The sequence below is a fragment of the Pandoraea sp. CB10b_02 genome, from assembly GCF_002216225.1.
Lineage (GTDB): Bacteria > Pseudomonadota > Gammaproteobacteria > Burkholderiales > Burkholderiaceae > Pandoraea > Pandoraea nosoerga.
The window spans coordinates 155,520-176,959 of sequence record NZ_NJGW02000004.1; the positions used below are offsets into that span (position 1 = coordinate 155,520).

A 21,440-nucleotide genomic window follows, 5' to 3' on the forward strand; every position below is an offset into this window, starting at 1 on the left:
CGCTCACTCTGCTCGCGCCCCCTCGGCCGTTAAAGACCCGATCGGTGGTTCATCTGCCGACGCCATGCCCGTCAGCCGCAAGACATGCGCCGCGCACCCCCACGACAGTGTGAAGCCGCCGCCGCCATGGCCGTAGTTGTGCAGTAGACGCGCATGCACCTCGTCGCGGGCGACGCGCACCGTGGGCCGCATCGGCCGGAACCCGACTTTCGCCTCGAGGATGCGCAACGCGGCGGCGCCTTCGCACAGCGCCGCGCATCGCCGCACGATGCTCTCGACCTGAGGCTCGCCAATGACGGTCGACGTCAAATCCGGGTCGGCGGTGCCGCCCAGCACAATGTCTTCGTCGCGCTCGATGATGTACGTGGGCATGCGCGAATCGCCGTCGTCGATGAAGCACCCGCGCACGGCGTCGTCACGGGCAGCCCGCAGCACGACGGCACGGGCGAGCGAGACCTCGGCATCGCCGAATCGCCGGCTTCCATAGCCGCAGCAGTTCACGACAAAGTCGGCTTCCCCGAGCAGCGGCACAGGGTCATCGACATGTCGCAATACGCACTCGCCGCCAAGCTCCAGGAAGGTGTTCATGAGATACCCGAGGTAACGCGCGGGGTCGGCTACGGGAACCATCATCCGGTAGGCGCTCGCGAAGCGCGATGGCACGGCGCCTTGCGGGACGCGCACGAGTTCCTCCGCGCAGTCCGCCCACCAAGGCGGACCGGCATCCTGCCGGAAGTACTCGGTGAGGGCGCGCATGCTCACGCCTGACGACACGTCGGCGGACAGTCGACGCATGGTGTCGTAGGTCGAACGGGCACGCGCGAGGTAGACCAGATCAGGCGCCTGGTAGAACGGATGCCAGATCGCGGCCGCCAATGACGATGTGGTCCGCGCGGGTCCTTCTGCCGAATGGAGCGTCACGTCGCTGCCCGCGAGCGACATCGTCACCGCGGTGGTGAGTCCGCTCACGCCGGCGCCGAGCACGATGGTTCTGGGGCGCATCGTCACCGTCCCTCCTCCCGCCCCCGGAGAGGCTCGGCGGGGGTGGGCGCCGGCCGGCGTTGGACGCGGGGCTCGGCTTCGGAAGCCCTCGCGTCATCGATCGCGTTTCGCGACTTCAAGCCGCTCCCGGTGCCAAGCAGGACCACCGTCTCGCCCGCGCGAATGCAACCGCGCGCGATGCCCTCACGCAGCGCGGCGTAGCCGGCAGCCGCCGACGGCTCGAACCACAAGCCGAAGCGCCGCGCAAGCGCACTGGACGCCGCCATGATCGCGCTATCGTCGACTGCCACGCAGACGCCGCACGTCAGGCGCAGCGCCTGCAAGGCCGCCAGATGATCGCGCGGACGGCGCACGCAAAGGCTGTCGGCAACCGTCGCCGGATGCACGACAGTCGGCGAGAGCGGCAAGGGCAGCGACCCCGCACCGCTGCGCCCGTGCGCCCAATCGCGCGTGATGCTGTCGGAGGTGAGCGCTTGCGCGGCAAGAAGACGTGGCATGGCGCGTGTAATACCGAGCGAGAAGAGATCGAGGAATCCGGTGGCAATGCCGGACAAGAGGTTGCCGTCCCCGGTTGGCACCACGACCCAGTCCGGGACGTGCCATTCGAGCGCCTCGGCAATCTCGAACGCGCACGTTTTCTTGCCTTCGCGCGTGAATGGATTGATTCCGGTATTGCGGCAGCACACGCCGGGCTCGGCGCCCATGCGCTCGGCGAACTCGAACGCGTCGTCGTAACTGCCGTCGAGCGCCACGACCTCGGCGCCATACGCGTGTATCTGCGCCAACTTGGCGGGCGGCGCGCCGGCGGGCACGACCACCGTCGCAGCCATTTGATGCGACGCCGCAATGCATGCCAGCGACGCTCCCGCGTTGCCGGTCGAAGCGGTCACTATCCGAGTGCATCCCGCGAACCTCGCGGCGGCCAGCGCCACTTCAGTCGCGCGGTCCTTGAGCGAGCCGCTCGGATTGCGTGCCTCGTCCTTCACCCGAAGATGAACGCCGCCGTCATCGCCACAGTCGATCAATGGCGTGTCGCCAACGCGCAGACGACTGCCCCAGCGGGCGTCCACGGGCAGGAGCGGCGCGTAACGCCACATCCCTCGTCCGTGAAACATGGCAACGATGTCGCCGGCGCCTGGCGCATCGACGTCGGTGTCGCGCTCGATACGGAGGTTGTGTCCGCACACGTCGCACCGATAGCGAATGCCGGCCCAAGGCTGTCGCGCGGCACAGCGCACGCATACGTATCGGTGTGAGAAAGCGCGGCTCATGCGAGGCATCCCGGATTCAGCAACCGCGCCATGACGGCATTCTGAGCATGCAGCCGATTTGCCGCCTGCTGGAAAACCCAGGACGACGCGCCATCGATCACTTCGTCCGTCACCTCTTGTCCACGGTCGGCGGGCAGGCAGTGAAGATATCCCGCGTCCGTGCCGGAAAGACGCATGACGTCGGCGTCGACACGCCAGTCGCGATGGCGCTCGAACGCCCTTTGCATCGCTCGCTCGTCCACCGGATCGCCGTGTCGTGTCGGCAGATGCGCGAGACAACACCACGATTTGGCATAGACGGCCTGTGCGCCATTCACACCGTCAAGAAAATCGTGGGTGACGCGTACACGCGCGCCGGTCTGGCCCGCGACCTGCCGCGCGCGGTCCATCACCTCGGGATCGAGGCCAAACGAGGCCGGGTGGGCCAGCGTGATGTCCATGCCGGCTTTGGCGGCGGCGAGCAGAAGGCTTTGCGGCACGGCCACCGGCTTGTGCCAGCTCCCTGAGTACGCCCAGCTGATGCACAGTCGGCGCCCGGCGAGATCACCCAGCCGTTCGCGCAACGTCATCATGTCGGCAAGTGCCTGACAGGGGTGAAAGCGATCGCACTCCATGTTGATCACAGGCACCCGGCTCGATCGCGCGAACGCTTCGAGATGTCGATGCGCGGCGCCGTAGACCCATCCCGCCGGCTCGCCGTACATGCGTATCGCGATCGCATCGCCATATGACGAGAGGACGCGCGCTACGTCGGCGATCCGCTCGGTCGTGTAGGGAATTTCCGCTTCGGGCAGCGCCGGCGTGTAGATCGCGTGATGCGGGTCCAGCACGATCGCATTGCCGCCCATCCGGGCGAGCCCCGTCTGAAAGCTGCTGCGCGTGCGCAGCGACGCGTTGTAGAAGAGGAAATAGATCGTCTTGCCCTGCAGCGCCGCCCCCGTGTGCGCGGGGTAGCGCTGCTTGAAAGCGAGTGCCGCGTCCAGCAACGCGAGATAGTCCGCCGCGCTCATCGTCATGTCCGGGGCTAACCAATGACTGTTCACGTTCGCTCTCCTGATGGGTCGATGCCGCCGCTCGGTTGCGGGCCTTATTGCCCCCTATTGCCACCCCATTGCCACCCTATTGCCACCTGATTGCGACCTGATTGCCACCCTATTGCCGCTGAAGTCCCGCTGAAGCGCCGCCCCCCTGTGCCTTCCGTCTCCGCCCGACCGTGCCGCGCTGCTTCATGGCGGACGCCACCGGCCGGCGAGCTGGGCGAATCGCGCCGCGCTCGACAATCCCAGTCGTTCGAAGAGGCGACGCGGCACGAGCGCCGCTTCCATCATCTGCACGCCGACTTCCAGCGGGTCGATGCTTTCGCGCAGAACGCGGTCTGCGTTCTCTTCGCACAGCCCGATCGCGCACAGCTGCTCCCGCCACACCGGCAACTCGGGTGCGAGAAACGCCATCATCAATTCCGGCAGCAGCGCGTCCAGGTACGCGCGCTCGTCCGAGGGCAGGGACGGCACCCATTCGCCGGCGAAGCGAACGAACGCCGCCTGATGGCGCATCTCGTCCGCCGCGTGCTCGGCGAGCAGCACGCTCACGGGCGGGTAGATCCGGTCTCCCGCGCCAGTTCGTCGGAGCGTTCCGGTAATCAGCGTCTCGGTCACCGTCGCCGCTGCGATCATCGCGAGTCCGCGCCGCGCGCGCGGCACCGCCTCGCAAAGCGCCAGCACGCGCCCGACACCCAGCGATGGCGGCCGCGGCAGCGAGACACCGGTAGCCGCGAGCAGACACGCACGAAAGCGCGCCATCATCCATGTGTGAAAACCTTCGTCGGTATAGATGGCGAGCAGGTCGTCGCGACCGACCGACACGCCCGGTCCGATGTCGAGCATTTGCTCCACCGCGCGATTGACGATGTGCACCTCCACACGCTCCGTCTTGTTCAGATAGTCCGCAAGCCGCCAGGCGCTCAGTTGCTGTCTGGCCGCCTGTCCGCGCTCGCGCACGAGCGGATGCGCGACATATGGCATCAGCGATGCATTGAAGAAAAGGTGATCCGGCTGCAACGGCGGAAACGGTTCGTCGCTCCCCCAGCGGGCCGCCGCAGCGACTTCCCGCCACGGGCGTGGCACGGTCGTAAATGCACCGGGCCCCTCGCGCGGCCCGTCGCCGTCACGGGGCGGTCGCCGAATATCAGGCATGTGTCGTCTCCGCCTTTGACGCGTTGGTCGCGCGCAACTTCTCGTGTGCCGCCAGCGTCACCAGACTGGCGCGTTCGGGCCCCAGCCCAATACCGGCGAGCGGCGCGCCGATATACCGCTCGACGAAGTCCACGAAGCCGTTCATGGCGGAATCGAGAGTGCCACCCCGGCCAAGCGAAATCGAGCGCTCCGTCAGGCCGGGATAGATCAGCACGTCGGGCATGGCCTCGCCCGAGAGCGCATCGCGCGGCACGCGCATCGGGACACCCTGGTAGGCCGTTTGCAGGTAGTGCGACAGGCAGTCGACCTTGTTCAGGTAGACGCAATCCACCGCGTGCGCGCGAATCACCTCTCTGAGCTGCGCAAGATCGAGCATGCCGATGCGCCTGGGCCGCCCCGTGCCCGTACCATACTCGCCGGTCAGCATGCGCAGCGCCGTGCCGATGTCGAACGGGTCTGTCGAGCGCAACAGGTCTTCGGGAACGTGCTGCTCTCGTTCCTGAGCGGCACCCGCCTGCGTTTGTGCCGCATCGTGGCAATACGCCGCGGAACGGTCCCCACCCAGCTCTGACGGAAACGGCCCACGCCCCACGCGCGATACGATGGCCTTGGCCACGCCGATCGTGCGTCGGTGGTATTTCGCCGCCAGATCGCCCCCCACGTAGGCGTAGGCCGGGACCGTATGACTCGACGTAACGTAGGGCTGGCTGCCGTCGACCACGTCGAGCAATACCGATTGCGCACCTTCGAACAACACGCGCGCCCCCTGCTTCACGCGAACGGTGAGCCAACTTCGGTCCGGTTCGATATACCGGCGCAAGGTTCTCGCCACGGCGGGCAGCGACAGCAGGAGATCCGACATTTCCGCCATCCATGGCAACGTCCCCCCATCGGCGTTGATCATCCGTGTGAACACGTCGCGCATGCTCGACACGGCAGTGACCTCGTTTTCGAGTAGATCGCCGATCATCAGATTCACGCGCGTGTCGTTGCGGACGCGCAAAGCCCTGTCGGCATAGCATGGGCCGATGCCGTTTCCCGTGGTGCCGATCGTTGCGCTGCCGCGGCGGTCCAGTGCGATGTGATGCGGCTGAACCAGGGCCGCGCGTGCGCTGATGCGAAGCCGGCCCTCAAGGCAGACGCCCATGTCGTTGAGCTGCTCGATCTCCTCGGCGAGCTTCCATGGATTGATGGCGCATCCGGAGCCGATGTAGAGCGCGGCGTGCGGATGGAAGACGCCGGAGGGCAACTGCTTCAGAGCGATGCGCCCGTGCGGTGTATCGATGGTGTGGCCGGCGTTGGCGCCGCCGTTAAAGCGCGCGATCACGTCATATTCGGGCGCGAGAGCATCGATGATTTTCGCTTTGCCTTCATCGCCATATTGCAGGCCGACGAGCACGTCGGCGAAACCCTCCGCGCCGTGCGAAGCGACGTGGTGAGACGAAGAGCGGGTAGGAGCTAGGGTCATGCGCGTTGCATATCGTTGAAAAAACGGGGGACGGGCGCCTGCTGCGGGGCGAGGCGCTCGTAGATCCAGCGGCCAACGGCGATGTCGAGAATGCCCATACCGAACGGCGAGAAGACGACAGGCCTGTCTCGGGGCGGAGCATTGCCGCCGCACAGCAAATCCGGCAGCGAGGTGCTCACGAAGTGCCGATGTCCGGTCTGTGCTTCCGTGAGATGGAGCGAGGTCTGCTCGCGCAGACAGTGGTCGATGTCGTCGACCACGTTGCAAGACGCGAGAATGACGGCCGGCGCGAGATCGCGCAGGGAAAGATGCAGAACGATCGGGCAGTGCGAGAACCACTCGGGATTCGCGACGTATGGCGTCGATGCAGTCGTGGCAAACACGATGACATCCGCCTCCCGGACGGCGATCTCGAGCGAGTTCTGGCTCTCGCTCGCGTAGCACGTTTCCATGCCGATGCGCGCGGCCAGTGCGTCCGCGGCCCCGGCATTGAGGTCATGCACCGTCACCCGTGCAACGGGCAACGCCGCGAGCGGCAGCCACTGCGCGACGTGCCGGGCAATCACACCCGCGCCGATGAACGCAACCCGCACCCTCCCCGACGCGTTTGCCGCCTGTGGCCTGCCCGCGGTAAGCCGGCGCAAGGCGCTGATCGCGCTTGCCGCCGTGCGCGCCGCGCTGATGCAGCTCGCCTCCATGCACGCCGTCGGGAACCCCGTTGCCAGATCGTTCAGGATGAGTACCGCCGACGCGCGCGGCATGCCCCGCCCGACGTTCCCGGGAAAGCTCGATATCCATTTGATGCCGGTCGCGCCTTCGCCCGCCCTGTCCCGGATATGGGCCGGCAGCGCGATGATGCGGTTTCGCTCGTCGTCGGGAAATCGCAGAAACTGGCTCTCGGGGTTGACGGTGCGGCCCGCGTGATGGGCACGATACGCCGCCTCGACGATATCGAGTACGGCGTGCCGTCCGCCACGGATTGCGGCATCGACCTGCTCCGCCGTGAAGACACGAAATTGCGGTGATGAAAGCGCGTTCATGGCCGTGCGGGACTCGTGGTCCGGGGCAGGGGTGGAGTAGCATCGGGTGCAGGCGACGCATCGGCGAAGCAGGTCGCGGCCCACGCGGCGTCGTACACGGTATCGAGGTACTTATCGCCCATGTCCGGCGCGATGGCGACGACGGTTTCATCGGGCGCAATGTCGGCGCCCGCTATCTGCACCGCGCGCAACACGCTGCCGGAAGAGCCACCCGCCAGCAATCCGCGCTGTGCGAGTGCGTGGCACATTCGCAGGGTTTCCGGCTCCGCGACGTGGACGACGGCGTCGGGTGGCTCGGCGTGAGGCGGCTCGCACAGCGGCGGGCGGCAGCTCGTCCCGAGTCCGGGAATCCGGCGCGCGCCGGGCGGGCCGCCAAACGTCACGGACCCGACGGCGTCCACCGCGACGACGCGCGTCGGCAATCGATGCGCGCGCACATATCGCAGGCATCCGAGCAGCGTCCCCGTCGTCCCCGCGCCCACGAAGAGATGGTCGACGCCGGGAAATGCCGCGAAGACCTCTGGCGCCGTCCAGCGGAAGTGCGCCCGCCAATTGGACGGATTGGCATATTGATTGAGCCAGAGCCAGCGTGTGTCCTTCCGCACCTGCGCGCGTATCCACGCAATGCGCGTACCCAGAAAACCGCCCTGCGCGTCGCGGCGTTCGACGCGAACCACGTGAGCGCCCAACGCCTGCATGGTGCGAACGGCATGCCGCGAGGTGTTCGGATCCGTGACGCAGGTGAAACGGTATCCGCGATTGGCGCACACCATGGCCAACGCGACCCCGAGGTTGCCCGACGATGATTCGACGATGTGCGTGTCGCGCCGAATGCTTCCGCTCGCCTCCAGGTCCTCGATCAGCTGCAACGCCGTCTTGAGCTTGATCGAGCCTGCAGGATTCAACCCCTCGAGTTTCAGATGGACGGGCGCGGCACACAGTCCGTCGATCCTCGTGAAGACCGGCGACGTGACAGGTCGCAGGAAGCTGCCGTCCACGCGCAGCGATAGGCTCTCCTGCGCGCCCGTATGGGCCGCGGGAGAGGTTCGCGGCAGCGCTGCCGGCGTTTCGCGTTGATGCCCCACGGTCAGCCTCCCGAAGTCACCCCCGATTGCGGTGGAATGGCGTGACGCAACGAAGGAATGCCGTTCGCAATGCCTGCGTTGCTGCACGCCGTGAAGCTTCATTTAAGCGAATGGAGCGCGCGCGGAATACCTGCAAAGTCGTGTAGGACGCAGGATGCGGAAGCGCACCGTCGGGCACGGCGGCCGGTGCGATGTGCGAGTGGAAGGCGTCGGCATGGCGCCGACAGTGCGACAGGGAAGCGGAAGCGCCCGGTGGACGGCGAACAGCGCCGTGGGATGTCAGCGCGGGCGGCCGCCGCGCCCGATGTCCTGGATGCGGACGATGGCATTGCCCGCGGCGTCGACCTTTTCCGGAATTTTCCACGCATGACCGTAGACGAGCTCGAAGGTCAGCGCAATCGTGCCGTCCTCGCCGCGCTGGCGCTCGAGCGCCGCGCGCAGGCCCGCAAGCCGCGCCCGCCCGGTGAGCCCCATCCGACGCTCCGGCAATGGATTCACGCCAAGCAGACGCACGTCGCGCAGCAGCGTGTCCGGTGACTCGAAGGTCAGCGTGAGCCGCTCCATGTCCGTCACGGGCGTGTCGAAGCCGCTTGCGACCATCATATCGCCGAGATCGTGCATGTCGGTCGGCTCGAGAGCGTGGGGAAGGTCGTCGACTTGCGCCCACGCGGCGCGCAGCTCGCGCAGCGTGTCGGGGCCATACGCGGAGAACATCAGCAGACCATCGGTACTCAGCACGCGGTGCCACTCGGGAATGACGCGATGCGGTTCACGATACCAATGGAGCGCGAGATTCGACCACACCAGATCGAAGGCGCGCGAAGCGAATGGCAGCGCGGAAAAGTCGGCTTGCGCCACGCCATACGGCGGCGCGCTGCGAAGCAGGCGCCGCCACCCGGTCGTCGCACCGGCCGCGGCCGCCGCGCGGGCCATTGCGAAAGAGGCGTCGATTCCCACGCGATAGGCGTCGGGATAGCGGTCGCCGAAATGCCGCAGGTCGCTGCCCGTGCCGCAGCCTGCGTCCAACACCCGCTTCGGCTGCAGCTTGATGTAGTCCAGCCGGCTCGCGAGCCGTGACGCCACTTCGCGCATCAGAAAGTCGGCTTGCGCCCAGTGCGACGCGCGACGGTCGAATGCCGCACGCAAAAAACGGGACGAGAACGCGCGGGACGGAGCGGAGGGAGCGGCAGAAGGCTTCATGGGACGGGCGAAAAGGCGAGTCGGCAGTATACTCGCAGCTGTCCGAACGCATCGGGCACCGCCATTGCGCGGCCGCCGCGCGGCATTCGCGCCGCGTTCGCCGTCACCTCACTGCCGAATACCGCCTTGTCCATTCCGCGCAATCCGTTCCCGACGCTCGCCCGGCTCGCCGGCGCCCTGCTGCGCGCGGCGTTGCCGGACCACTGTGCCGTGTGCCACCGCCGCGCGGCGCGGCAAGTCTGCGCCGACTGCGCGCGCATGTTCGACGCCGGGCGACCCGACGCACCCCTGCGCTGCGCGCGTTGCGCCATCGCGCTGCCGTCGCTCGCCGGGCCTGCGGCGGTACGTCACGCAGCCGCCGCGCAAGATGCGGCAATTTGTCGCACACCCCCTTCGGCAGCCGGGCCGATTTGCGGGGAATGCGTGGGCCAGCCGCCCGCTTTCGACGCGACGCTGGCGCTGGCAGATTACGTTGCGCCGCTCGATTCGCTGATGATCCGTCTGAAATACCACAGCGCCCTGCCGCTGGCCCGCGAATTCGGCGAACGCCTTGGCGACGCGCTGCTGGCGCAGCCGGACGACCCGGCGTCGCCTCGGCTGCCGCTGGTCGTGCCGGTGCCGTTGGCGCCATCGAGACTGGCGGCACGCGGCTTCAATCAGGCATGGGAGCTTGCTCGCGTTGCCGCGAGACGCGCGAACCTGCCGGCCAGCGCGCATGTTCTGCGCCGCGCGCGGACCACGGCCTCGCAGCGGCGCCTCTCGCGCGAGGCGCGTATGCGCAACCTGCGTGATGCCTTCGTCGCCAGCGACGGCGTTCGCGGGCGCCGCATCATCCTGGTCGATGACGTGATGACCACGCGCGCCACCTGCGACGCCGCAGCCCGCGCGCTCAAGACCGCCGGCGCGTCACATGTGCTCGCCGCCGTCGCACTGCGAACGCCGCCCTCCCGATAACTCCATATAACTCCATATAACTCACGACAACTCCGGACAATTCCGAACAACTCCGGAAATCCCGCCCGCCGATCGCCATGTTCAACGTCGTTCTCGTCTGCCCCGAAATTCCGCCCAACACCGGCAACGTCATCCGCTTGTGCGCCAATACCGGCGCCCGCCTGCATCTCGTCGAGCCGCTTGGCTTTCCGCTGGACGACGCGCGCATGCGTCGCGCGGGGCTCGACTATCACGAGTACGCGCAAATGAAGGTGCATCGCGACTGGGCCGCGTTTCTCGCGTCGGAGTCGCCGGACCCCGCACGCATGTTCGCGCTGACGACGCGAGGCTCCCGCCCCTTCGGCGAGCTCGCGTTCGCGCCCGGCGACTGGTTCGTCTTCGGCTCGGAGACACGCGGCCTTGCGCCCGAGCTGCTCGACACCTTCACGACAACGCAACGCGTGCGCCTGCCGATGCGCCCCGGCAACCGCAGCCTGAACCTGTCGAACACCGTGGCGGTGGTCGTCTTCGAGGCGTGGCGGCAGCACGGTTACGCCGGCGGCGCCTGATTGGCGAGCTCGGTCTGGTAGCGCCGCAGCATGGCGGCGTCGAAGCAAATGAACTGGACCCGCTCGATGCCCGGGAAGTGCGGTAACGCGTCGCGCACCGTGAAGACGGCGAGCGGCACTGCCAGTTCGGGCGGATAGCCATACACGCCGCAACTGATCGCCGGGAACGCCACGCTGCGACAACCGTTCTCCGCGGCAAGACGCAGACTCTCGCGATAACAGCTCGCCAGTCGTGCCGGCTCGTCGTCACCGCCGCCATGCCAGACCGGCCCCACCGTATGGATCACGTACTTCGCTTTCAGGCGAAAGCCCGGCGTGATCTTCGCGTGTCCTGTCGGACATCCGTGCAGCTTGCGGCACGCCGCGAGGAGCTCAGGCCCCGCCGCGCGGTGTATGGCGCCGTCGACGCCGCCACCGCCCAGCAGCGATTCGTTCGCGGCATTCACGATGGCGTCGACCGCAGATTGTGTGATGTCGCCCTGCAGGGCTTCGAGATGAACGGCTTGCGACATGGGTTCGGCTCCCTTGTTGCGAGTGTCGACGGGACATGCGTGAATGCCATGACGTCCCCATCGGGAAATCGGGGAACGATGCCCGATGCGCCCGAGCGGCACATCGGCGCACATCGGTGCATCCGGGCACGTTGCTGCAACGACGCCTCATGCGGCGCGGGCCTGCCGGCGGATCGCGGCGCGTTCAGCGTCACCGCGTCGGCAGACCAGCCGGTCAGCCGGCGGCGGCGTCGCCCTCGCGCTCCGCGCGTGCATCGCGTCGCAACAAGGCTTCCACGGCCGCACGGGCAGGCAGGCCATCGAACAGCGTGGCGCACACGGCGTCGGTAATCGGCATGTCGACGCCATGGGCTCGCGCCAGATCGCGTACCGCACGGGCACATCGCACGCCTTCGGCCACATGGCCGAGCGACGCGAGCACCTCGTCGAGCGTCTTGCCGGACGCCAGTTGCAGCCCCACGGTGCGGTTTCGCGACAGGTCGCCGGTCGCCGTCAGGATCAGGTCGCCCATGCCCGTCAGCCCCATGAATGTCTCGGGTTTGCCGCCGAGCGCCACGCCAAGACGCGTCATTTCCGCCAACCCGCGCGTAACAAGCGCGGCACGGGCGTTCAAACCGAGCCCTAAACCGTCGCTGACGCCGGTCGCGATCGCAAGTACGTTCTTCACGGCGCCGCCGACTTCCACGCCGATGACATCGTCACTCGAATAAATACGCAACGCGCCGAAGTGGCACGCGGCGATGGTCAGATCGCACAGTGCACGAACGGAACTCGCGATGGTCAGTGCAGCGGGCAGCCCCTGAGCGACCTCGCGCGCAAAGCTCGGCCCGGACAGGGAGCCCCCCGCGGCCTGGGGAAAGACGTCGGCAACGATCTGATGCGGCAGCAGACCGGTGTCGGCCTCGAAGCCCTTGCACAGCCAGATAAGGTTGCGCGGCGGCGCGGCGGCCTGCGCCATGTGCCCGGCCAGCGCGCGCAGCCCCGCCACCGGTACGGCCGCTACGCACAACGCGTGCTCGCCCGCGCCATGGGCCAGCGCTGTCGCGAAATCGGCGTCGAATCGCAGGCGCGAGGACAGCGAGGAACCGGGAAGGTAGGTGGAATTCTCGTGAGTGGCGGTCAGTGCGTCCACGAGCGCGCCGTCGCGCGCCCAAAGGACGACATCATGGCGTGCGGCCATGTGACTCGCCATGGCGGTGCCCCAGGCACCCGCACCGAATACGGCAATCTTCATGAAGGGCACCTCGACGCGCGGACCGGCCACGGCCTGCGCGTCGGTCAAGCGCGAGCGCTTAGTGGGTCTGGGCGGACGAGCCGTCAGGCATCACGATGCCCGAAGCCGGCGCCTCGCCGTTGGCCGCCTGCTGCTGCTCGGCCAGTTGCGCCAGACGTTGCTCGTACAGCGCCTGGAAGTTCACTTCGGCCAGGTGGATCGGCTGGAAGCCGGCGCGGCTGATTGCGTCGGCCACGTTCGCACGCAGATACGGGTAGACGATCGTCGGGCAGGCAATGCCGATGAGCGGATCGAGCTGCTCGACAGGCACGTTGCGGATCTCGAAGATCCCGGCCTGCTTGCCCTCCACCAGGAACGCGACCTTGTCCTTGATCTTGGCCGTCACGGTAGCAATCACGGCGACTTCGAAGATCTCTTCGGCCAAACGCTCGGCGGCGACGTCGAGCTGCACTTCGACGGTCGGCATTTCCTGTTCGAGGAAGATCGCCGGCGAGTTCGGCTGCTCGAGAGACAGATCTTTCAGGTAAGCGCGCTGGATGCTGAAAAACGGCTGATTCTGGTCGGACATTTCGTTTCCTTGGGGATAAAACAGCCGCGGGACACGCGGCCGGGCGCACTATTGTGAGCGGGGTATCAGGCAGCTTGCAAGAGCGGCACGAGGCCGCCCGCGCGGTCGAGGGCCGACAGATCGTCGTAACCACCGATATGACGTTCGTCGATGTAGATCTGCGGCACCGTGCGGCGCCCCGTGCGCGTCATCATTTCCTCGCGGCGAGCCGGATCCTTGTCGATGAGGATCTTCTCGATTTCCTGAACGCCGCGCTGACGCAGCAGACGTTCGGCCATCTGGCAATACGGGCACACTTGCGTGCTGTACATCACGATCTTGGGCATGACTGGCAACTCCTGGATTACTTGACGACCGGCAGGCCGGCTTCCTGCCATGCGGCGACACCGCCTTGCAGGCTGAACGCCTCAGCGTAGCCCAGATTGCGCAGCAGCGCCTGGGCCCGCGCGGAGCGCTGGCCGCTCTTGCACACGACCAGCACCGGCGCCGCCTTGTTCTTGATGACCTGGCCGACCTTTTGTTCGACCTCGTCGAGCGGCACGTTGCGCGCGGACGGCAGATGGCCGCCGGCGAACTCCTCTGCCGAGCGCACGTCGAGAATCACCGCGCCCTTGCGGTTGATCAATTGGGTCGCTTCGACGGTCGACAGACCGCGACCGCCGCGCTTGAATACCGGCCAGGCCAGCATGCCGCCCGAGACGAGGGCGATGGCGATGAGCGCGAGGTTGGTGTAATCGGCAAAGAACTTCACAAACCACCTGAAAAATATCAAAAGAATCCGATCATTATAAAATATTCCGAGATTGCGCCGACGGGTCGCGTTGGCAATCGCCGCGCCGCACGTCGGCGGCCACCGTGCCGCGCCCCCCGGCGTCCATGGGTCGCTGCCGCCAAGTCCTTGCCGGGCATGGCCTGGCGACGTGCGACGAGCCATGCCCGACCCGCCGGCTGCCCCCGCTTTCCCAACTCTGTTTGAAGTTTGCTCATGTACAAGCTCGTTCTCATCCGCCACGGCGAATCGACGTGGAACAAGGAAAACCGGTTTACCGGCTGGGTCGACGTCGACCTGACCGAAAAGGGGGTTTCCGAAGCCCGCGAGGCCGGCAAGCTGCTCGCCGAAGCCGGCTACCGGTTCGACCTGGCGTACACGTCGGTTCTCAAGCGCGCGATCCGCACGCTGTGGCACGTGCAGGACGCCATGGACCTGATGTGGATCCCCGTGGTGCATAGCTGGCGTCTGAACGAGCGTCACTACGGCGCGCTCGCCGGCCTGAACAAGGCCGAGACCGCCGCGAAGTACGGCGACGAGCAGGTGCACGTCTGGCGCCGCAGCTACGACACGCCACCGCCGCCGCTGGCCGCCGATGACGAGCGCAGTGCGTTCAACGACCCGCGCTACGCCAAGCTCAAGCGCGAGGAGATTCCGCTCACCGAGTGTCTCAAGGACACGGTGGCACGCGTGCTGCCGCTCTGGAACGAGTCGATCGCCCCGGCGGTGCGCGCCGGCAAGCAGGTGCTCGTGGCCGCGCACGGCAACTCGCTGCGTGCGCTCATCAAGCATCTGGACAATATCTCGGACGACGACATCGCCGGCCTGAACATTCCGAACGGCACGCCGCTCGTGTACGAACTCGACGCCGACCTCAGGCCGATCCGTCATTACTACCTCGGCGACCAGGAGAAAATCGCCGGCGCACTGGCCGCCGTGGCCGCGCAAGGCAAGTCGAAGTAATATCCGCAAATATCCGCAGGCGGCGCCGGCCGGCGCCGCCCGGAAGCGCATCGGGATACCGCGCCATACCGGCATACCGCGATGTGCCCGCTCCGTCGCGTGCATCGCGGCGCTCACACTCTTATCGTCCTCGCCGCACCTTCCGTCCCGGCGAAGGGTGGCGCAGGGCAACGAATAGCGACGGGGGGCGCGCGACGTGTAAGGCAACGCATAAGGCGACGTATAAGGCGACGTATAAGAGGCGGCCCATAAAACCGTCTATGCGCCGACGCAAAGGAGGCGACGCCGAAAGAGGTGACGTAAAAGGCGCATCGGATGGCACTTTTCGGCGAACCACTCGGGAAAAGTCTCTGTCGAATGGGCAATGTCCGCCCCGCGGGCAAACGGTTATACTTCGCCAAAGTGCGCGCGCCCGTTGGCGGGCGCCCCGAAAAATCCGGAATTTCCACGCCTATATGCGCCAAACCCTCAAACACATTGGCCTGATCGTGCTGGGCCTCGCGACCGGTGCGGCTGCCACCCTCGCGTTCTCGCAGGCTTCCGCGCAAAGCGCTACCACGCCGCTGCCGCTCGAACAGCTCCGGCTGCTGGCCGAAGTGTTCGGTCAGATCAAGCGCGAGTACGTGCAGCCGGTCGACGACAAGAAGCTGCTCACCGCCGCGATCAAGGGCATGGTGTCCAGCCTCGATCCGCACTCGTCCTATCTCGACAAGGACGAGTACAAGGAACTGCAGGAGCAGACGCGGGGCCGCTTCGCGGGTCTGGGCATCGAGATCTCGCAGGAAGACGGTCTCGTGAAGGTGATCTCGCCGATCGAGGACAGCCCCGCGTTCAAGGCCGGCCTGAAGCCGGGCGATCTCATCACGCGCATCGACGACAAGCCGGTGCGCGGCATGACGCTCGATCAGGCGGTCAAGCGCATGCGCGGCGCGCCGGGCAGCAAGGTTACGCTGACGATCTTCCGCAAGTCCGACGAGCGCACCTTCCCCGTGTCGATCGTGCGCGCGGAGATTCGCGTCCAGAGCGTGAAGGGCAAGATGCTCGAGCCGGGCATTGCATACGTGCGCATCACCAGCTTCCAGGAACGCACCGTGCCGGACCTGGCCAAGAAGCTGCAGGAGCTGTCGAAAGACGCCCCGCTCAAGGGTCTCGTGCTCGATCTGCGCAACAACGGCGGCGGCATTCTGCAATCGGCCGTGGGCGTGTCCGCAGCCTTCCTGAAGGAAGGCGCCACGGTGGTCACCACGAACGGCCAGATCGAAGACGCCAAGCAGAAGTACACGGCCACGTTCGACAACTACCGTCTGTCCGCGAGCCCGGAAGACCCCCTCAAGGGCGAGGCCGCGTTCTGGAAGACGGTGCCGATGGTGGTGCTCGTGAACGCCTACTCGGCGTCGGCCTCGGAGATCGTGGCCGGTGCGCTGCAAGACTCGAAGCGCGCGCTGATCATGGGCAAGACCACGTTCGGCAAAGGCTCGGTGCAGACGGTGCGTCAGCTTTCGCCGGACACCGCGCTGCGCCTGACCACGGCGTACTACTACACGCCGAGCGGCCGCTCGATCCAGTCCATCGGCATCAAGCCGGATGTGCCGGTCGACCAGAATCCGAAGGGCGATCCGGACGACGTGCTGGTCACGCGCGAGATCGATTACCAGAACCATCTGCACAACACGCAAACGCCTGACGAGCAGAAGGAAATCGACGCCCGCGAAGCGCGCCGCCTGGAAGAGTTGCGCCGCCTCGAGGAAGAGAACGCGAAGAAGACGCCGGAAGAGCGCAAGAAGGAACGCGAAGAACGCCTGCCGGACCTGGGCAGCGCCGACGACTTCATGCTCCAGCAGGCGATCCATCAGCTCAAGGGCGAGCCGGTGCAGCGCACCAAGTCGCGCCTGGAGGCCAATGCCGGCCCGCTGCCGAAGGACGCCGCGAAGGCTGCAACGCCCGCCGCCGGCGCCAAGACCGATCCCAAGACCGATACGGTCGTGCCGGCCAAGCCGTCGGACAAGAAATAAGCAACGGCTTTACACTACGAACCGTGCCCGCGAAAGCCGGCACGGTTTTTTTATTCCTTACGTGTTGCGATGAACGACGATCAGCTCCTGCGTTACTCCCGTCATATCCTGCTCGACGAACTCGGCATCGAGGGTCAGGAGCGTCTGCTTGCGTCGCATGCCGTGATCGTGGGGGCCGGCGGCCTGGGCTCGCCCGCCGCGCTCTATCTGGCGGCCTCGGGCGTCGGGCGCATCACGCTGATCGACGATGACGACGTCGATCTCACGAACCTGCAGCGTCAGATCCTTCACGACACGCAAAGCGTGGGGCAGCCCAAGGTGGTGTCGGGCCGGCAGCGCATCGCGCAGATCAATCCGGGCGTGGTGGTCGATACGATCAACGAGCGCGTGGACGAAGCGCGTCTTTCCGCACTCGCGCGCAACGCCACCGTGGTGCTCGATGGCTCGGACAATTTCACCACGCGTCATGCGGTGAACCGCGCCTGCGTGGCCGCCGGCGTACCGCTGGTGTCCGGCGCCGCGCTGCGCTTGGACGGGCAGATCAGCGTGTTCGATGTGCGCGATGCGGCGTCGCCGTGCTATGAGTGCATTTTTCCGGCCGACGAGCCGTTCCCGGAGCAGGCGTGCGCGACGATGGGCGTGCTTGCCCCGCTCGTGGGCATCATCGGCAGCATGCAGGCGGCAGAGGCGATCAAGCTGATCGCCGGCGTCGGCACGCCGCTGGTCGGCCGTCTGCTGATGCTCGACGGGCGCAGGATGAGCTGGCACACCATGCATTGCGCCCGTAACCCGGAGTGCAAGGTCTGCGGGCAGCGGCATTGACGCCCTGCGTCATGCCGCGCTGAGGCGCCACCGGCACTTGCCTGCCCCGGCCACCGCACGCGGCCTCGATGTCAGGCCACCGCCAGCCTCGCCAGTGCAGCCTGCATCTCTTCGGGCTCGGTCGCCGCGAGCAGTTCCTGGACGGGGCGCTCCAGATCGGGCAGATGCGCCCGCAGAATCTCCTGCTTGACCTGCAGCAACTGGCTGGGATGCATCGAGAACTCCCGCAACCCCATGCCGAGCAGCAAACGCGTCGCCGTCGGGTCTCCGGCCATCTCGCCGCAGACGGCCACCGGTACGCCGAACGCATGTGCCTCGCGGATCGTCATGGCGATCAGGCGCAGCACGGCCGGGTGCAGCGGATCGTAGAGATGGGCGACCGCGTTGTCCGCGCGGTCGATCGCCAGCGTGTACTGGATGAGATCGTTCGTGCCGATCGAGAGGAAGTCGAGCCGTTTGAGGAACATCGGCACGGTGAGCGCCGCGGCCGGCACCTCGATCATCGCGCCGAGCTTCACGCCGGGATCGTAGAGCAGGCCGGCCGCATCGAGCTGCGACTTGGCTTCGCGCACGAGCTCGAGCGTCTGATCGATTTCCTGCGCGTGCGCGAGCATCGGGAACAGAATCCGCACCTGCCCGAACGCCGACGCGCGCAGTATCGCCCGCAACTGCGTGAGGAACATGCGCGGCTCCGACAGGCTCCAGCGAATCGCCCGCAGTCCGAGCGCGGGGTTCGGCGCGGTCTCGTAAGTCTCGTGGCTGTCGAGCGGCTTGTCGGCCCCGACGTCGATCGTGCGGATGGTAAGCGGCAGCCCATGCATTGCCTCCACGGCACGCTTGTAGGCCTCGAACTGCGCTTCCTCCTCCGGCGCCTCCTCCTCGTTCATGAAGAGGAACTCGGTGCGGAACAGCCCCACGCCAACGGCGCCCGCTTCCACGGCCGCCTTGGCGTCTTCCGGCAATTCGATGTTGGCGAGCAGCTCGATGGGGGTGCCGTCGATGGTCTGCGCCGGCGAGTGCTTCAGCCGCTGCAGGCGACGCTCTTCGAGCGCGCGCTCGCTTTGGCGGTAGCTGTACTCCTCGAGCACGATCGGCGCCGGATCGACGATGACGATGCCGTGATCGCCGTCGATGATGATCACGTCGTCCTGCTTGACGAGCAGGCTGGCCTGCGCCACGCCGACCGCGGCCGGAATGCCCAGGCTGCGCGCCACGATGGCCGTGTGCGACGTCTTGCCGCCGAGATCGGTGACGAACCCCTTGAACGTCTGCGACTTGAACTGCAGCATGTCGGCCGGCGCGATGTCGCGCGCCACGACGATCATGTCGTCGCGCGGGGTCTGCGCCACCACGTGACGAATGCCGGGTGCGCCGGCGAGCGCCTTGAGCACGCGCTCGGTCACCTGCTCGATGTCCGCGCGGCGCTCGCGCAGATATTCGTCGTCGATGTCTTCGAAGCGGGCGACGAGCACCTCGAGTTGCGTGGTCAGCGCCCATTCCGCGTTGTAGCGACGCTCGCGAATCAGCTTGATGACGGCGTCGGCGAGCAGCGTGTCGTTCAGTATCAGCGAGTGAACGTCGAGAAACGCGCCCATCTCGCCCGGCGCATCGTGCGGCAGTTCGGCCTTGAGCGTGTCCAGTTCGTGCTGGACGGTCGCCTGAGCGCCGTGAAAACGTGCGATTTCGTCGTCGATCTGCGAAGGATCGAGCAGATAGTGCGGCACATCGAGGGCGGCGGGCGCGAGCAAATAGGCGCGTCCGATGGCGATGCCGCGAGAGACGGGAATGCCGTGCAGGGTGAAAGACAAGTGAGTCTCCCGGTTCAGAGGCGAATGTTGCGGCCTGAATCTACGTTCGGGGCGGTGAGCTGCGGAGCGTCGGTGACGCTATCTCGATGACGTCATCCTTGCGATCCGCCCGTCGCAGCACGCCTGCAAAGCGCTGCCGGGCACCGCGTCGCCGTCTTTTATTCCCCTTCGCCGAACTTGTTGGCGATGAGGGCCAGAATCTCGTTCATGGCTTGTTCTTCGTCAGGGCCTTCGGTTTCCACCTCGACCTTGGAACCGATCCCGGCGGCCAGCATCATGACGCCCATGATGCTCTTGGCATTGATACGCCGACCGTTCCGGGTCAGCCAGACCTCACTCTGAAATTTTGCCGCGAGCTGTGTGAGCTTTGCCGATGCCCGGGCGTGCAAGCCCAACTTGTTTACGATCGTCGTTTCTTGTTGAAGCATGTTTCAGTGTGACGTAGTGTGTGTGGTCGCCGGCGCACCCGCGCCGACTTCGAGAATACCTTTAGATCCGCCCGAAAGCACTTTCTCCGTCAACGTTTCCAGCGGCACGGAGCGATAGCACACCGCCTTGATGAGCATTGACAGGTTCACCCCGGCCACCACCCTCACCCTCGGTGCGACGAGCTGCGCCGCGACGTTCGATGGTGTCGCGCCAAACAGGTCGGTGAGCACGAGCACGCCGTTCTCCTCCTGCAACTGGGCAACGCGCTCGCGCGCGCTTTCGACGAGAGCCGCCGTGTCCTGGTCGGGAACGACGTCGATCGCGCCGATACGCGAAGGACAGCCGCCGTAGATATGCGAAACACACTCGCGAAGGGCCGATGCGAGCGGTGCGTGGGCAATGATCAGAATTCCAGCCATGATGCTAGGCACGCCGAGCGCCGCGAGTGTCCGGGATACGAACACAACGACGAACGCGAGCCTGTCGATTTTGGGATTCTTATTTTAGCAGGCGCGCAAAAACCCCGAATTTTCATCAAGTTAGAGGCAGTCCTCAGGGGAATTCAGACGCTTCTCCCGCCGCCCCGCCCCTGCCGCCTGCTCAGACCGCCAGTTCCAGCGCGTCGATGAACATCTTCGGCACGTCGAAGCCGGTTTGCTCGGTGATTTCCTGGAAACACGTCGGGCTGGTGACGTTCACTTCAGTGAGGTAATCGCCGATGACGTCCAGCCCCACGAGCAGCAGACCGCGCTGCCAGAGGATCGGCGCGAGCGTCTCGGCGATCTGGCGATCGCGCGCCGACAGGTCGCGCGCTTGCCCGAGGCCGCCGGCGGCCAGGTTGCCGCGCACTTCGTTGCCCTGTGGAATCCGCGCGAGCGAGTGCGGCACCACCTTGCCGCCGATCACGAGCACGCGTTTGTCGCCGAGCTTGATGTCCGGGATGAAGCGTTGCGCCATCACCGAACGCGCGCCGTTCTCGCCGAGCATCTCGATGACCGAGCCGAGGTTGCGGCCGTCTGGCCCGATACGAAACACGCCGGTGCCGCCCATGCCGTCGAGCGGCTTGTAGATCACGTCGCCATGCTCGGCATGAAAGGCGCGCAGTCGCGCGGCGTCGCGCGTGACCAGCGTCGGCGCGACAAACTGTCCGAACTCGGCAATCGCGAGTTTCTCGGAGTGGTCGCGAATTGCGCTGGGCTTGTTGAACACTCGTGCGCCGGCGCGCTCGGCGATTTCGAGCAGCCACGTCGAGTTGATGTACTCGATGTCGAACGGCGGGTCTTTGCGCATGAGCACGGCGTCGAACTCCGTGAGCGCGGCAATGCGCGTGTCGACGACCTCGTACCAGGCCTGCGCGTCACCGGTCAGGCGGATCTCCCGCACGCGCGCGTCGACCGTCGCGCCATGCCAGGCCATTTCATGGGGCTCGCACGCAAAGAGGCGGTGGCCGCGGCGCGCGGCTTCGCGCATCATCGAGAACGTGGTGTCCTTGTAGATCTTGAAGTGGTCGAGCGGGTCGGCGATAAAGAGAATCTGCATCGATCGGCGGGAAATCTTTGGGGT

At 66.4% G+C, this 21,440-nt stretch carries 22 protein-coding genes; 5 read left to right on the top strand and 17 right to left on the bottom strand.

The window, feature by feature from the left end:
- Positions 1-3 precede the first annotated feature (3 nt).
- The 8 genes from CDN36_RS05840 to CDN36_RS05875 all read right to left on the bottom strand — a co-directional run bounded on the left by CDN36_RS05840 (position 4) and on the right by CDN36_RS05875 (position 9,258).
- Entirely contained in the window at positions 4-1,002 is a 999-nt protein-coding gene (locus tag CDN36_RS05840) for an FAD-dependent oxidoreductase (RefSeq protein ID WP_287496218.1), read from the bottom strand.
- Between the two features lie 2 nt (positions 1,003-1,004).
- Entirely contained in the window at positions 1,005-2,273 is a 1,269-nt protein-coding gene (locus tag CDN36_RS05845; RefSeq protein ID WP_287496219.1) for a threonine synthase, read from the bottom strand.
- Positions 2,270-3,316 carry an ornithine carbamoyltransferase gene (locus tag CDN36_RS05850; protein WP_287496220.1) on the bottom strand — a complete coding sequence of 349 codons (1,047 nt, stop codon included), beginning with the start codon at positions 3,314-3,316 and terminating at the stop codon, positions 2,270-2,272. Before CDN36_RS05850 ends, CDN36_RS05845 begins: the two co-directional genes overlap by 4 nt.
- A 183-nt stretch (positions 3,317-3,499) precedes the next feature.
- Complete coding sequence (locus tag CDN36_RS05855) at positions 3,500-4,465, bottom strand: diiron oxygenase (RefSeq protein WP_287496221.1); 966 nt, start codon at positions 4,463-4,465, stop codon at positions 3,500-3,502.
- The gene (locus tag CDN36_RS05860) at positions 4,458-5,933 is read right to left on the bottom strand and encodes an adenylosuccinate synthetase (RefSeq protein ID WP_287496222.1); all 1,476 of its coding nucleotides are present in this window, start codon (positions 5,931-5,933) and stop codon (positions 4,458-4,460) included. Before CDN36_RS05860 ends, CDN36_RS05855 begins: the two co-directional genes overlap by 8 nt.
- Complete coding sequence (gene sbnB, locus CDN36_RS05865) at positions 5,930-6,973, bottom strand: 2,3-diaminopropionate biosynthesis protein SbnB (protein WP_287496223.1); 1,044 nt, start codon at positions 6,971-6,973, stop codon at positions 5,930-5,932. Before sbnB ends, CDN36_RS05860 begins: the two co-directional genes overlap by 4 nt.
- Positions 6,970-8,058, bottom strand: a complete 1,089-nt coding sequence (gene sbnA / locus CDN36_RS05870; RefSeq protein ID WP_287496224.1) for a 2,3-diaminopropionate biosynthesis protein SbnA — start codon at positions 8,056-8,058, stop codon at positions 6,970-6,972. Before sbnA ends, sbnB begins: the two co-directional genes overlap by 4 nt.
- A 279-nt stretch (positions 8,059-8,337) precedes the next feature.
- Positions 8,338-9,258 (bottom strand): methyltransferase domain-containing protein, encoded by a 921-nt coding sequence (locus CDN36_RS05875; RefSeq protein WP_287496225.1) that lies wholly within the window; start codon positions 9,256-9,258, stop codon positions 8,338-8,340.
- 126 nt (positions 9,259-9,384) lie between these two features.
- Here CDN36_RS05875 and CDN36_RS05880 point away from each other — a divergent pair, with 126 nt between their 5' ends.
- Positions 9,385-10,212 carry a ComF family protein gene (locus CDN36_RS05880; RefSeq protein WP_287496226.1) on the top strand — a complete coding sequence of 276 codons (828 nt, stop codon included), beginning with the start codon at positions 9,385-9,387 and terminating at the stop codon, positions 10,210-10,212.
- 77 nt (positions 10,213-10,289) lie between these two features.
- Complete coding sequence (trmL, locus tag CDN36_RS05885; RefSeq protein ID WP_287496227.1) at positions 10,290-10,760, top strand: tRNA (uridine(34)/cytosine(34)/5-carboxymethylaminomethyluridine(34)-2'-O)-methyltransferase TrmL; 471 nt, start codon at positions 10,290-10,292, stop codon at positions 10,758-10,760.
- Here the strand turns inward: trmL and CDN36_RS05890 are convergent.
- The 5 genes from CDN36_RS05890 to CDN36_RS05910 form a co-directional block, all read right to left on the bottom strand.
- Positions 10,742-11,272 carry an O-acetyl-ADP-ribose deacetylase gene (locus CDN36_RS05890; RefSeq protein ID WP_150553895.1) on the bottom strand — a complete coding sequence of 177 codons (531 nt, stop codon included), beginning with the start codon at positions 11,270-11,272 and terminating at the stop codon, positions 10,742-10,744. The genes trmL and CDN36_RS05890 overlap by 19 nt on opposite strands.
- A gap of 214 nt (positions 11,273-11,486) precedes the next feature.
- Positions 11,487-12,506 carry an NAD(P)H-dependent glycerol-3-phosphate dehydrogenase gene (locus CDN36_RS05895; protein WP_287496228.1) on the bottom strand — a complete coding sequence of 340 codons (1,020 nt, stop codon included), beginning with the start codon at positions 12,504-12,506 and terminating at the stop codon, positions 11,487-11,489.
- 58 nt (positions 12,507-12,564) lie between these two features.
- Positions 12,565-13,074 carry a protein-export chaperone SecB gene (gene secB / locus CDN36_RS05900; protein ID WP_150553897.1) on the bottom strand — a complete coding sequence of 170 codons (510 nt, stop codon included), beginning with the start codon at positions 13,072-13,074 and terminating at the stop codon, positions 12,565-12,567.
- A gap of 65 nt (positions 13,075-13,139) precedes the next feature.
- The gene (gene grxC, locus CDN36_RS05905; RefSeq protein WP_044453710.1) at positions 13,140-13,400 is read right to left on the bottom strand and encodes a glutaredoxin 3; all 261 of its coding nucleotides are present in this window, start codon (positions 13,398-13,400) and stop codon (positions 13,140-13,142) included.
- 17 nt (positions 13,401-13,417) lie between these two features.
- Positions 13,418-13,825, bottom strand: coding sequence for a rhodanese-like domain-containing protein (locus tag CDN36_RS05910; protein WP_287496229.1), 408 nt, complete (start codon positions 13,823-13,825; stop codon positions 13,418-13,420).
- Between the two features lie 234 nt (positions 13,826-14,059).
- Here CDN36_RS05910 and gpmA point away from each other — a divergent pair, with 234 nt between their 5' ends.
- The 3 genes from gpmA (at position 14,060) to CDN36_RS05925 (ending at position 17,640) form a co-directional block, all read left to right on the top strand.
- Positions 14,060-14,806 (top strand): 2,3-diphosphoglycerate-dependent phosphoglycerate mutase, encoded by a 747-nt coding sequence (gene gpmA / locus CDN36_RS05915; RefSeq protein WP_150553898.1) that lies wholly within the window; start codon positions 14,060-14,062, stop codon positions 14,804-14,806.
- 455 nt (positions 14,807-15,261) lie between these two features.
- Positions 15,262-16,818, top strand: coding sequence for a S41 family peptidase (locus CDN36_RS05920; protein ID WP_150553899.1), 1,557 nt, complete (start codon positions 15,262-15,264; stop codon positions 16,816-16,818).
- 69 nt (positions 16,819-16,887) lie between these two features.
- The gene (locus CDN36_RS05925; RefSeq protein WP_150553900.1) at positions 16,888-17,640 is read left to right on the top strand and encodes a HesA/MoeB/ThiF family protein; all 753 of its coding nucleotides are present in this window, start codon (positions 16,888-16,890) and stop codon (positions 17,638-17,640) included.
- Positions 17,641-17,711: 71 nt separating this feature from the next.
- Here the strand turns inward: CDN36_RS05925 and ptsP are convergent, their stop codons facing one another.
- The 4 genes from ptsP to gshB form a co-directional block, all read right to left on the bottom strand.
- Positions 17,712-19,448, bottom strand: a complete 1,737-nt coding sequence (gene ptsP, locus CDN36_RS05930; RefSeq protein WP_502920341.1) for a phosphoenolpyruvate--protein phosphotransferase — start codon at positions 19,446-19,448, stop codon at positions 17,712-17,714.
- A 158-nt stretch (positions 19,449-19,606) separates the two neighbouring features.
- Positions 19,607-19,876 (bottom strand): HPr family phosphocarrier protein, encoded by a 270-nt coding sequence (locus CDN36_RS05935; RefSeq protein ID WP_039407769.1) that lies wholly within the window; start codon positions 19,874-19,876, stop codon positions 19,607-19,609.
- Between the two features lie 3 nt (positions 19,877-19,879).
- Positions 19,880-20,296: a PTS sugar transporter subunit IIA gene (locus CDN36_RS05940; protein WP_150553902.1), complete on the bottom strand. Its 417-nt coding sequence runs from the start codon at positions 20,294-20,296 to the stop codon at positions 19,880-19,882.
- Positions 20,297-20,477: 181 nt separating this feature from the next.
- On the bottom strand, positions 20,478-21,416 hold the full coding sequence (gshB, locus tag CDN36_RS05945; protein ID WP_287496230.1) for a glutathione synthase: 939 nt from the start codon (positions 21,414-21,416) through the stop codon (positions 20,478-20,480).
- Positions 21,417-21,440: the final 24 nt, after the last annotated feature.